At 55.4% G+C, this 13,173-nt stretch carries 7 protein-coding genes; 6 read left to right on the top strand and 1 reads right to left on the bottom strand.

Translation table 11 applies throughout. From position 1 onward, the window contains the following. The first annotated feature begins 68 nt into the window (after positions 1-68). The 6 genes from dhbC to MKY82_RS24160 are packed head-to-tail and all read left to right on the top strand — an operon-like array spanning position 69 to position 11,572. A complete protein-coding gene (gene dhbC / locus MKY82_RS24185; protein ID WP_339218804.1) occupies positions 69-1,313 on the top strand; it encodes an isochorismate synthase DhbC in 1,245 nt (414 codons plus the stop codon). Positions 1,314-1,316: 3 nt separating this feature from the next. Continuing rightward, on the top strand, positions 1,317-2,969 hold the full coding sequence (locus MKY82_RS24180) for a (2,3-dihydroxybenzoyl)adenylate synthase (RefSeq protein WP_339294550.1): 1,653 nt from the start codon (positions 1,317-1,319) through the stop codon (positions 2,967-2,969). Between the two features lie 20 nt (positions 2,970-2,989). Continuing rightward, positions 2,990-3,967, top strand: a complete 978-nt coding sequence (locus tag MKY82_RS24175; protein WP_339296713.1) for an isochorismatase family protein — start codon at positions 2,990-2,992, stop codon at positions 3,965-3,967. A gap of 12 nt (positions 3,968-3,979) precedes the next feature. Continuing rightward, complete coding sequence (locus tag MKY82_RS24170; protein WP_339294549.1) at positions 3,980-11,215, top strand: amino acid adenylation domain-containing protein; 7,236 nt, start codon at positions 3,980-3,982, stop codon at positions 11,213-11,215. After that, entirely contained in the window at positions 11,199-11,426 is a 228-nt protein-coding gene (locus tag MKY82_RS24165) for an MbtH family protein (RefSeq protein WP_220684352.1), read from the top strand. The genes MKY82_RS24170 and MKY82_RS24165 overlap by 17 nt, the downstream gene beginning before the upstream one ends. Continuing rightward, positions 11,423-11,572: a hypothetical protein gene (locus tag MKY82_RS24160; RefSeq protein ID WP_220687571.1), complete on the top strand. Its 150-nt coding sequence runs from the start codon at positions 11,423-11,425 to the stop codon at positions 11,570-11,572. The genes MKY82_RS24165 and MKY82_RS24160 overlap by 4 nt, the downstream gene beginning before the upstream one ends. Before the next feature lie 206 nt (positions 11,573-11,778). Here the strand turns inward: MKY82_RS24160 and MKY82_RS24155 are convergent, their stop codons facing one another. Beyond that, positions 11,779-13,167, bottom strand: coding sequence for an RsmB/NOP family class I SAM-dependent RNA methyltransferase (locus tag MKY82_RS24155; protein WP_339294548.1), 1,389 nt, complete (start codon positions 13,165-13,167; stop codon positions 11,779-11,781). Positions 13,168-13,173 lie beyond the last annotated feature (6 nt).

The raw sequence follows: 13,173 nt of genomic DNA, 5'->3' as shown, positions 1-13,173 counted from the left end.
GCTTCGCGCGTTTTATTTTTTTTACTAATTCGATAAATGGTAGGCTCATAAGCAGAGAGGAGACTGAAATGTTGCACTATGAAACTCCAACCGCAGCCGAGGCTGCGCAACTTATGGAACAATACCGGGTCGGTTCGTCCTTCTTCTTCTCATCCCCGCGCAAGACGTTGTTAACGCATGGAGAGTATTCGAGACTTTCGGTTCCTTCAGGGAACGACCATAGATCATTGTCGGAACGCGTTACGGAACTGCTGGATCGCGCCAAGCAATCGGGACGGCCGAACGCCGTTGTTGTAGGCGCCATCCCTTTTGACATATTGAAACCGGCGAGCCTGTTTATTCCGCTCTCGGTTCAGTGGCATGATTCCCTTCTATTCTCTACAGGACAAGCCCCGGAAAGGCCTCGAATTTCCAGCTATCACGTACTGTCCGTTCCCGAACCGGCGGCGTTCCAGGAAGGCGTGAACCGGCTGCTGGAGCTCATTTCTCAAAAGAAACTCCATAAAGCGGTGCTTTCCCGAACCCTGGATATCACGCTTCCTCATGCCTTGTCCATTCCTCATATATTGAATCACTTAGCTTACCATCACTCCCATGGATATACATTTGCCGTTCCATTGGCACCCGAATTGTCCCACACTTCAAGTCCGGACGCCGTTGCATCCACAAGGACGCTGTTTGGCGCTAGCCCCGAGCTGCTAATTACGAAGAAGGGGCAGCGAATCAAAGGAAATCCGTTGGCAGGCTCTGCGGCGCGAAGCGCCGATCCCGTTGAAGACCAGCGGCGGGCTGCAGCGCTGCTGTCATCCGCCAAAGACCGAAATGAGCATGCCATCGTGATTGATGCAGTGGCGTCGGCTTTGCAGCCATATTGCAGCAAGCTGGAGGTTCCTGCCGAACCTTCCCTCATTCACACGAATGCCATGTGGCATCTGTCTACCGAAATCAACGGCATTCTGAAGGATGATTCGGTAACGTCGTTGGATCTTGCCCTGGCGATGCATCCGACACCGGCGATCTGCGGCACACCGACCGATGCGGCCAGGGATGCCATACAAGCGATCGAGCCGTTTGATCGCGGCTTCTATTCGGGGGCCGTCGGTTGGTCGGATGCTAACGGAGACGGCGAGTGGGCCGTAACGATTCGCTGCGCGGAAACAGAAGGAACCTTATTGCGGGTGTTTGCGGGAGCCGGAATCGTGTCAGGCTCCAATGCGGAAGCCGAACTGGCCGAGACGTCGGCCAAATTCCGTACGATTCTGGCAGCCATGGGCTTGAACGAACAACAGACAACGATTTTAGGGGAGGAATAAGGAATGTTGGCAGGTTGTAAGGCTTGGCCGGAGGAGTTTGCAACCCGTTATCGGGAAGAAGGATGCTGGCAGGGCGAAACGTTTGGAGCGCTCCTGCGGAAGCGTGCGGCGGAACACGGGGATCGGATTGCGATCGTGAGCGGCGATCAGCATACAAGCTATGCCGAGCTGGACAACCGGGTGGACCGCTTGGCAGCGGGATTTCTTAAGCTCGGAATCAAGGCGCGGGAACGGGTTATCGTTCAGTTTCCGAATATCGCGCCATTTTTCGATACGATATTTGCGCTGTTCCGCATCGGGGCCATTCCCGTCTTCGCCCTGCCTGTTCACCGCCGGAGCGAAATCGTATATCTATGCGGCTTCAGCGAAGCGGCCGCTTATATTATTCCGGATCAGGATTCGGGATATGATTATCGCAACTTAGCAGCTCAAGTCCAGGCATCGGTTCCTTCGCTGCGCCATGTCATCGTTGCGGGCGGCCCGGCCTCGGGGGCATTTCTGTCCCTGGATGACCTGTATCTCGATGATGCGGGCAGTCCTTCTCGCCGTTTAGACGAGGATGGCCCCGATCCCGGAGAGGTCGCGTTCCTGCAGCTGTCCGGCGGGACGACCGGACTGCCGAAGCTCATTCCGCGCACGCATGACGACTATATTTACAGCTTGCGCATGAGCGCCGAAATCTGCTCGCTGGATAAGGATAGCGTTTATTTGGCGGTACTGCCCGCTGCCCATAACTTTCCGCTTAGCTCGCCGGGCGTGCTGGGGACGCTGTATGCGGGAGGGAAAGTCGTCCTTGCCCGGTCCGCGAGTCCGGAGGTGGCGTTCCCGCTGATCGCCTCCGAGGGCGTAACCATGACGGCGGTCGTTCCGCCCCTGGCCTTAATCTGGCTTGAGGCTGCACAGTCCCGTTCGGATGACCTGTCGAATCTGCAGGTGCTGCAGGTAGGCGGGGCCAAATTCAGCGCAGAGGCAGCCAAGCGGGTAAAAACGGTGCTGGGATGTACGTTGCAGCAAGTATACGGGATGGCGGAAGGCTTGGTGAATTATACCCGACTGGATGATCCGGAGGATATAACGGTGCATACGCAAGGGCGTCCGATGTCTCCGTATGACGAAGTGCGGCTGGTCGATGAGGATGACGTGGAGGTGGCTCCCGGTGAAGTCGGTGAATTGCTGACGCGGGGACCCTATACGATTCGCGGCTACTATAAAGCAGACAAGTTTAACGAAAAAGCCTTTACCACAGACGGTTTCTATCGAACGGGGGATCTGGCGAGTTTGACGCCTTCAGGATATCTGGTGATCGAAGGCCGTTCCAAGGATCAGATAAACCGCGGGGGCGACAAGATTGCGGCCGAGGAGGTCGAGAATCACCTGCTTGCCCATCCGAGCGTTCACGACGCAGCTGTAGTCGCCATGCCGGACGAGTATCTGGGCGAGCGGACCTGTGCCTTCGTTATTGTCCATGATGCTGCGGTTAGCGGCAATGAGCTGAAGGCTTTTCTTAGAAATAGAGGGCTAGCTGCGTACAAAATCCCGGATCGGGTGGAGTTTATGGATTCCTTCCCGCACACGGGTGTCGGTAAGGTAAGCAAAAAGAGTCTGCGTGAACTAGCGTTACAGAATCATGACGTTCGGGTGAATATGTCCAATTAACCTAGAAATGAGGAGATATGATGGCACTTCCAAAAATTTTACCTTATCCCATGCCAGGGGAGGCGGATCTGCCCAAGAATAAGGTGGCATGGACGGCAGATCCGAACCGGGCCGTGCTGCTCATCCACGATATGCAGCAATATTTCATCGATGCGTTCACTCCGGATCAATCGCCTGTCGTGGAGCTGATCGCCCATATTCAGAAACTTCGGTCCTGTTGCGCCGAGCTTGGCATTCCCGTTATCTATTCGGCACAGCCTGGCGGACAAGCACCGGAGCAGCGCGGTCTGCTGCAGGATTTCTGGGGATCCGGCATCAATGACGGTCCTTATCAGAAAAAGTTCGTGGATGCGGTGGCGCCGGACGAACGGGATCTGCTGTTAACCAAATGGAGATACAGCGCCTTCCAGAAAACCAATTTGCTTGAAATGATGCGCGAGTTAGGCCGCGACCAACTGATGATCTGCGGGATATACGCCCATATTGGATGTTTGCTGACCGCAACCGAAGCTTTTATGAAAGACATTCAGCCATTCTTCATTGCAGATGCCCTTGCCGATTTCTCGGAAGAGAAGCATCGCCTGGCGCTGACTTATGCTGCCGAACGCTGCGCTGTTACGCTGACCACGGAACGTTTGGTTGCTTCGTTAACTCAAGAGCAGCGTTCTATCTCGGAGCATTCTAAAGCTCCGGGCGGAGAGGGGAATACGGGGAATTCTGCGAAGGTCCAACCGCTGCTGACGCTGCAAACGCTGCGAGAGAACGTAGCGGATTTGCTGCAGGAGCAGCCGTCAAATATTGGTGAAGACGACCATCTGATTGAGTACTGGGGGCTGGATTCCATTCGGATCATGAGTTTGGCCGAGCGGTTACGGCGCGAGGGCATCGACATCAGCTTTGTGGAAATGGCAGAGCTGCCTACATTGGCGGGCTGGTGGGGATTGCTGTCAAATAGGCTAAGCTTGTCGCGGCCTAATTATGATTATTATACGGTGTAAGGAGGGATGGATATGCTTGAGCGGGAGAAGGAGCGCTGGTCTCTGTCCGGAGCGCAGCTGGGGATATGGTACGCCCAGCAGCTTGACCCGGTCAACCCGATATTCAACACGGCGGAATGCATTGAAATACAAGGACCTGTAGATCCGATTCTGTTCGAGAGGGCTTTACGTCAGGTGGTCGGGGAGGCTGAAGCATTGCATGTTCGCTTCGGCGAAGATACGGACGGTCCTTGGCAGTCGATTGATCCATCTCCGGATTGGCAGCTTCATGTGGTGGATGTCAGCGGAAATGAGGATCCGGTTCATGCCGCCCAAAGCTGGATGATGCATGACCTTGATCAAGCCGTGGATCTAAGCCAAGGGCCGTTGTTTACGGAGGCGCTGTTCAAGATTTCCGCCGATCGCTACTATTGGTATCAACGCATTCATCATATCGTAATCGATGGGTTCGGCGTATCGCTTCTGCTGCAGAAAGTCTCTCAAGTCTACACGGAATTGGCGGGGGGCGTATCTTCCGGCACAGGCGCGTTCGGCAGGTTTCGCATGATCTTGGAAGAAGATACGTCATACCGCATGTCGGAGCAGCTCGACTCGGATCGCGAATTCTGGCTGCGGCGCTTTGCCGATGAGCCGGAGGTCGTCAGCTTAGGGGGGCAGGCACAGCGTTCGGCGCGAAGCTTCCTGCGCCGTTCGGTGCAGCTTCCTGGATCTTCGATCCATCGCATACAGGCGGCCGCGCAAGCATCAAGGACAAGCTGGCCGGACGTGATAGCGGCTGCAACGGCTCTATATATACATCGAATAACAGGCGCAGAGGATGTTGTTCTTGGATTGCCGGTGATGTGCCGCTTAGGTTCGGCCTCCATCCGTATTCCAGGGATGGTCATGAATGTGCTGCCGCTTCGGGTGCGCGTTAGGCCCGATATGAGTCTAATCAACCTGCTGCAGCAGGTCGCACGGGAGATTCGCGAGATCAAGCGGCATCAGCGCTACAGGCATCAGGATATCCGGCGCGATCTCAAGCTGCTTGCTGATAACCGCAGGTTATTTGGACCGCTCGTTAATGTGATGCCCTTTGCTTCGGAATTGAACTTTGGAGGCTGTGGCGGCATCGTCCGTAACCTGGCTTCCGGTCCGGTGGATGACCTGACCTTGAACGTATATGGAAGTTTGGATGGAAACGGGCTGAGAGTCGATATGGATGCCAATCCGTTGATCTATAGCCTGGAGGAGTTAGCTTCCCATTTACATCGCTATTTGTATTTGCTGGACAGTCTTGCCGAAACGGAGCTGGACCATCCTGTTGGAAGCGTGGCTTTCATCTTGCCGGAAGAACGCGACAAGGTGCTTTTTCAGTGGAATGATACGGCACGACCCTTACCGCAGTTAAGCATACCGGAATTATTCGAGGAGCAGGTGGCACGTACCCCGCAGGCGGAGGCGGTGGTATGCGAGGGATTAACGCTACGTTATGAAGAGCTGAACAGGAGAGCGAACCGCCTGGCCCGCCTGCTTATTGACTCCCACATAGGACCTGAACGAATCGTTGCCCTTTCCCTGCCCCGTTCGGCGGACATGATCGTTGCGATCCTTGCCGTGCATAAAACTGGTGCGGCTTACTTGCCGTTAGATCCGGATTATCCGGACGAACGGATCGCCTATATGCTTGAAGATGCAAAGCCTGCGTGTTTGATAACGACACAAGATCTGGCCGGAAGCTTCGCAGCTGTCATGAAAGACGAGGACGTGGTTATGCTGGATGCTCCGGCTACCCTTCAGCGATTGGAGCAGCAGGCGTTTCATAACCCTGTTGATGCTGATCGCATAAGTCCGCTGCTGCCGCTTCACCCGTCCTACGTTATCTATACCTCCGGATCAACGGGCCGGCCCAAGGGCGTCCTGCTTACGTTCGAAGGACTTGCCAATCTGCTGTCGGATATGCGTGAGCGATTGGAGATAGGGGAGCGGGATCGCTGGCTGTCGGTTACCACGATGTCATTCGACATCTCGGTCATGGAAGTGCTGCTGCCGCTTTCATGCGGCTCGACGCTCGACATCGTGATGCGGGATACCATTCTCGACGCAGCGGCTCTCATAGGCCGAATTCGGGAAACGGGGGCGACCATCATGCAGGCGACCCCGACGTTGTGGCAGTCCATTGTCGCTTGCCGTCCAGGAAAGTTTGAGCGTCTCAAAGTCATAACCGGGGGTGAGGCGCTCCCGGTGGGACTTAAGCTTGCGCTTCAAGATCTGAACTGCGAAGTGAATAACCAATATGGACCGACGGAGACAACGATTTATTCGACAGCGGCCAAGCTCGATTATGAACGGGACAAGCCGTCCATTGGGGGGCCCGTCTGGAATACGAGGTTATATGTGCTTGATTCGTCACTGTCCCCGGTTCCGCCAGGCGTAACGGGCGAGCTGTACATTACAGGCTCGGGTCTTGGCCGGGGGTATCTGGGAAGCCCCGATTTGACAGCGGAACGGTTTGTAGCGGATCCCTTCGGTCCTCCCGGATCCCGGATGTATCGTACAGGCGATCTTGCCCGCTGGCTGGAGAACGGCTGGATTGATTATTTGGGGCGTGCCGATCATCAGATCAAGCTGCGCGGCTTCCGGATCGAGACGGGAGAGATTGAGTCCGTGCTTGTGGATCATCCGGAGGTGGAGCAGGCCTGCGTCATCATCCGCGAGGATCGGGCCGGTGATCGCCGTCTTGTTGCTTATATCGTAGCATCGCCATCTGCTTCAAATATCATCAATGCAGCAGAAATACGGGATTATGCCGCAGAGAAGCTGGCCGAGTACATGGTCCCGTCTGTCATCGTGGCACTCGACGCGCTACCGTTAACGCCGAACAAGAAGGTGGATCGCAAGGCGCTGCCTGCACCGGATCATCCGTTAACGGGCGGCCGCATGCCGCGGACACCGCAGGAGGAAATGCTCTGCACGATTTTTGCCGAGGTGCTTGGTTTATCGCGGGTTACCATTGATGATGATTTCTTTGCCCTCGGCGGTCATTCCCTGCTTGCCGGCAGAGTGATGGTACGAGTCAGGGAGGCCTTCGGCGTGGAGCTTAGCATAGGAAGCCTATTTGAAACAGCGACGGCCGCGAGTCTTGTCAAACGGCTTGATCATGCGCAAGAGGCCAGAGTGGCTGTACGTCCCGTGATAAGGACTGAGTATCCACCGTTGTCTTTTGCCCAGCAGCGGTTATGGTTTTTATATCGCCTGGAGGGTCCGAGCCCGACCTACAATATTCCGCTCGTGGCTCGCTTGTCAGGTGAGCTTGATCTGGCAGCGCTGCGGATGGCGCTGGGTGATGTGGCCGCTCGTCATGAAACGCTGCGCACGGTTTACCCGGATCATGACGGGACTTCCTATCAGCACATCCTGGATGCCGAGGAGGCACGACCGGAACTGATCGTGACCGAAATCAGCGACTCGGCGCTGCCCGATCGATTGGCGGAAGCCGTGAGGCACCCATTCGAGCTTGCCACCGAAACTTCACTGCGGGCAGAGTTGTTCAAACTGGGGAATGGAGAGTTTGTCCTGTTGTTGCTGCTGCATCATATAGCTGGCGACGGCTGGTCGCTTACCCCCCTGACACGAGACCTATCGGATGCCTATATGGCACGGCGCCTGGGGAGTGAGCCGGAATGGTCTCCGTTACCGGTCCAATATGCAGACTATGCCGTTTGGCAGGAGAAGCTTCTTGGCAGCACAGGCGATAAGGGCAGTCTGATTGCCCGCCAGCTGGACTATTGGACTGAGGCACTTTGCGATTTACCGGAGCAATTGGAGTTGCCCACCGATTATCCGAGGCCGGCTGTTGCCAGCTATCAGGGCGGAAGCGTGTCGTTTCCGATTTCGCGTGAACTGCATCGGCGGCTGAATACACTCGCGCAGAGCAATCGGGCGTCTTTATTCATGGTGTTTCAGTCAGCGATGGCTGCGCTGTTTACGAAGCTGGGTGCAGGTACGGACATTCCGATCGGCAGTCCGGTCTCGGGCCGGAATGACGACAGTCTGGATCAATTGATTGGTTTCTTCATCAATACGCTTGTGTTTCGTGTCGACACGTCAGATGACCCATCGTTCGACGAGCTGTTGCAGCGGGTGCAGGAGAGGAGCCTGGCGGCTTTCGAGCATCAGGATGTGCCGTTCGAGCGGCTTGTCGAGACATTGAATCCGCCGCGTTCCAGGTCTAGACATCCGCTCTTCCAAGTGATGCTCGTACTGCAAAATACGCCGGAAACTTCGCTTGAACTGCCGGGAGTCAGCTCGAAACTGCAGCTGCAAAGCGTAGGTACCGCGAAGTTTGACTTAACCTTCGAGCTGACGGAGCGGCGGGATATGCACGGCGAACCTGACGGAGTTCACGGTATGATCGAATTTAGTACGGATTTGTTCGAGCACAGAACGGCGGAAGCGATGGCGGAACGATATGTGCGCGTATTGGAGAGTGCTGCCAATGAACCAAGTAAAGCCATCAGTCAACTCGATATATTAACCGTTCATGAGCGTGAGGAAACCCGTCGACAGTGGATCGCTCCACTGCCTCTTACCAAGCAGGCAACCTTGCCTCAGCGGTTTGAGGAGCAGGTCATCCGCACGCCTCTAAGGAACGCGATTGTCCATGATGGTTTATCGCTTACCTATGGGGAGCTGAACGAGCGAGCCAATCGGCTTGCTCACTTGTTAATTGCCTCCGGCATCGGGACGGATCAGATCGTAGCGCTCGCCTTGCCGCGTTCGTTGGACATGGTCATCGGCATATTGGCTGTACTTAAGGCAGGGGCTGCTTACCTGCCGCTGGATCCGGAGTATCCGGAGGATCGGCTGGCTTACATGATCGAGAATGCTTGTCCGGTATGCGTCATTACGAGCGTTCAGGTGATGGATCAGCTGCCGAGCTTCGCATGCATAAAGCATGTTGTCATGGATGAACCTGAACAAGCTTTACGGGTGCAGAGCTACTCTCATGAGAATCCAAGCGACCATGAACGTCACAGGCCCCTTACGCCGCTGAGTGCCGCGTACATCATCTATACTTCCGGGTCTACCGGCAAACCGAAGGGCGTGCTTGTACCGCATCAGAATGTCATCCGATTGTTTGACTCTACCGCACATTGGTTTCAATTTGATGAGACTGATGTATGGACCTTATTCCACTCGTATGCCTTTGATTTCTCGGTATGGGAATTATGGGGGCCTCTCTTGCACGGCGGTCGACTCGTGGTTGTTCCGCATACGACCAGCAGATCGCCGAACGACATGTTGAGCTTGCTGGTCCGGGAAGGCGTAACCGTGCTGAATCAGACTCCCTCGGCGTTTTATCCGTTGATTCAGGCGGATCGAGAGCAGGCGGAACTGGGGCAGCAGAAACTATCGCTGAGGTATGTTGTGTTCGGCGGTGAAGCCTTGGAGCTCGGACGGCTCACGGATTGGTATGAGCGTCATGCCGACGATGCCCCGCGTCTGATCAACATGTATGGCATTACAGAGACGACTGTGCACGTCAGTTATATGGAATTAAACCGGAACCTTGCGCTGCCGGGAGCCGGCAGTCCGATCGGAGAAGCGATTCCGGACCTTAGGGTATATGTCCTGGATTCCAAGCTTCGGCCGGTTCCGTATGGCGTAATTGGAGAGATGTATGTCGCGGGTGCAGGACTTGCGCGGGGGTATTGGGGTCGTCCAGATCTGACCGCCGACCGCTTTGTGGCCGATCCGTATGGTCCGCCGGGGACGAGAATGTACCGAACCGGAGATCTGGCGAAGCGGCTGGCCGACGGTACACTGGATTATTTGGGGCGGTCCGACCATCAGGTGAAAATACGCGGCTTCCGGATCGAACTCGGCGAGATCGAATCGGTCCTCACACGTCATGCCGATGTCGCTCAGGCGGCAGTCATCGTGCGCGAGGATCAGCCCGGGGATCGCCGGCTTGCGGCTTATGTTGTGAGCAAGCCCGGCGGCGAGTTGTCTGCAGGTGCTGAGCTGCGCCGTTATGCGGCCTCAATGCTTCCTGATTACATGGTTCCCGGGGCGTACGTATTTATGGACATGCTGCCGCTTACGCCTAACGGGAAGCTCGATCGCAAAGCGCTGCCGGCTCCAGATATGGGGCCCGATGCCGATGGACGCCATCCACGAACTCCGCTGGAAGAAGTGTTATGCGAGTTATTTGCGGAGATATTGGGAGTCAAACGGGTGGGTATCGATGACAGCTTCTTCGAGCTCGGCGGCCATTCGCTACTGGCTGTCCGGCTTATCAGCCGGGTTCGCGAAGCGCTCGGCAAAGAATTAAGCATAGCAGCTTTATTCGAAGCGCCTACGGTAGCGGGGCTTATCGACAAGCTTGAGATGGGCGGCGGACACAGCGCGCTGCAGGTCGTGCTTCCGCTTCGGGCGCATGGAGAACAAATACCGCTGTTCTGCGTGCATCCGGCAGGAGGATTAAGCTGGTGTTACGCCGGTTTAATGAAGCATCTCGGCATGGATTATCCGATTTACGGTTTACAGGCGAGGGGGATTGCGCAAGCAGAGGAGCTGCCGAAATCACTGGAAGAGATGACAAAAGACTATATCGACCATATTCGTTCTCTTCAACCACAAGGGCCATACCGGCTGCTCGGATGGTCTCTGGGCGGCAATGTCGCTCAGTCGATTGCGGTACAACTGCAGGAGGCGGGTGAGGACATTGAATTGCTAGCCATACTGGATGCTTACCCAAGTCATTATTTGCCGATCAAGGAAACCCCCGATGAAGACGAGGCTTTAACCGCGCTGCTGGCGTTGGGAGGCTTCGATAGAGAGAGCATTGAAGCGGGTCTTGGAGACGCGCCGTTAACCATAGCGGCCGCCCTTGAATTGCTGCGGAATGAGAGCAGCGCGCTCTCGTCCCTTGAGGAAGGGACGATCATGAATCTGAAGGCGACCTATGAGAATTCGGTGCAGCTGTTGAAGGCTTACGTTCCGAAACGGTTTGAGGGAGACATGTTATTCTTCCATTCGACGATCATCCCCGATTGGTTCGATCCCATTGAACCGGAGATGTGGGGGCCTTACGTGGGCGGTAAGATCGAGCGGCACGATATCGAATGCCGGCATAAGGATTTATGCCAGCCGGGCCCACTGGATTATATCGGCAAGTGCATTCTAAGCAAGCTGGAGGCAGCTATAACCCGAGGACTGACGACATCGGAGAGGAGGGAACTTATCCATGACCAATCCTTTTGAGCAAGTCGAAGGCAAGTTTCTTGTGCTGGTAAACCATGAAGGGCAATATTCGCTCTGGCCGGGTTTCGCTGCTGTTCCGAACGGCTGGACAGAGGCTTTTGGACTTAGCACGCGGGAGGAATGCACAGCCTTTATCAACGAGAACTGGGTTGATCTGCGGCCGCGAAGCCTGTATGCCAACACCGGGCCGTCAGCAGAGCATAGATCATGAGCACCTGGCTGAACCCGCACAAGGTATTGTGCATCGTGTATGTGGCAGCGATGTTTGTTGTCGCTATGGACGCCACCGTGCTGAATGTTGCGCTTCAGACGATCAGCCTCGAACTTGGAGTGCCCCCTGCGGCTTCGGAACTATAGGAAGTAACTGCCGCCGTTTTAAAGATAAGGATGCAGCCTAAGATGAGGAAAGAAGCATCCGGTTTTGATTAGGTGGATAAAGTAAGGGGCGTCTCTCTGTTTGTAATCCAGAGAGACGCCCCTTTTAATGACGCGTTTGAACGTATGTTATACAGTATTCGGTTCGGATCGGCTTATCATTCATTATAGAACTGCGAATAGAAGCGTTACTTGGGATTACGCAAGCCTTTGGGCAGATGATTCTTGAGCTGTCCGCCGCTGGCCTTGCCCCACCCCAGAGGTAATCCATCCGTGGTTACCAACGTCCAGCCCCGGTGTTCGGAAGGAATGGAGAGCACCTCTCCCCGCAAATAAGCAGCCGTCTCGGCTGAATCTGAAGGCAGATCCCAGCTGCGGGCAGCTTGGCCAGGATGCAAGGACATGGCAAGCGCATGGGCCGGTTCGATTCGATTCTTCTTCAGATGAGCCAGATGCAGACCTGCCCGCGGCATCTTCAAGCCTTTCAGCTGCTTGTCATTCCATGCCAAGTTCTCGCTGACCGGAAGCCAGTACAGTTCCTCACCGAATAATATCGGAGTGCCACAGTCAAGCTCAAAGCCGGGTAGTTCCTGCTTCGCCCAGTCTTGAAAGTCGGCCAGGGCCGAGAGCGCAGGTCCTTGTTTGCCGCCCCGGTTTGATTTGGCCGGGGATTTGCTGCTGACCGCAGAGTATGCGAGGTCTTCATTTAAAACTTCGGCAGCCGCCGATTTGACCAAGATGGCAACAAAATGCCCCTCACCCCGTTCCAAGTGCGGCCACAAGCGCTTCATTTCACGCAGCTCCATATCGGGATACTGCGAAAGAATGCGCTCAATCATCTCTTCGTTCTCAGCCGTGTTGAACGTACAGGTGGAGTAAGCCAAGGTTCCTCCCGGTTTGAGCATCCGGTACGCCTCCTGAACAATGTCCCACTGCCGGGCAACGCACAGATCCACATGTTCAGGAGACCATTCTTCAATCGCTGCGGCATCCTTTCGAAACATGCCTTCACCGGAGCATGGCGCATCAAGCATGATCCGGTCAAAGCAGGCAACGAAACGGCGGGATAGCTGATCCGGTGCCGCACTCGTAACGACGGTATTCGTTATTCCCATACGTTCCACGTTCTCGGCCAGAATCCGTGCCCGTTCGGGATGGATCTCATTGGAGACAAGCAGTCCTAGGCCCATCATCTTGGAGGCAATATGGCTTGTCTTGCCGCCGGGAGCTGCCGCAAGATCCAGGATGGTCTCTCCGGGCTGAGGATTCAACAGCTCGACTGCGGACATTGCCGAGGGCTCCTGAATATAATATAGTCCAGCGGCATGATAGGGGTGTTTGCCTGGACGCAGGCTTTCATCATAATAGTACCCGGTATCACACCAGGGCACGGGCGTCAGCTCGAATTGCCGGATGAGGTTTTTTACGCTGTCTGCGGCATGAACCGCTTTCAGCCGGTTAAGGCGCAGCCCGTGGGTGCGGGGCAAATCGTAGCTGTCCCAAAAATCGCACGAGGCATCCCCGAGAATATCATTCATGCTGGCAACAAAGCCAACAGGCAATAGTTCCTTTCGCATTCGTTA

This window comes from Paenibacillus sp. FSL W7-1279, from assembly GCF_037969845.1.
Classification (GTDB): Bacteria; Bacillota; Bacilli; order Paenibacillales; family Paenibacillaceae; genus Paenibacillus_AQ.
This window is presented reverse-complemented; position numbering and strand designations above follow the sequence as displayed.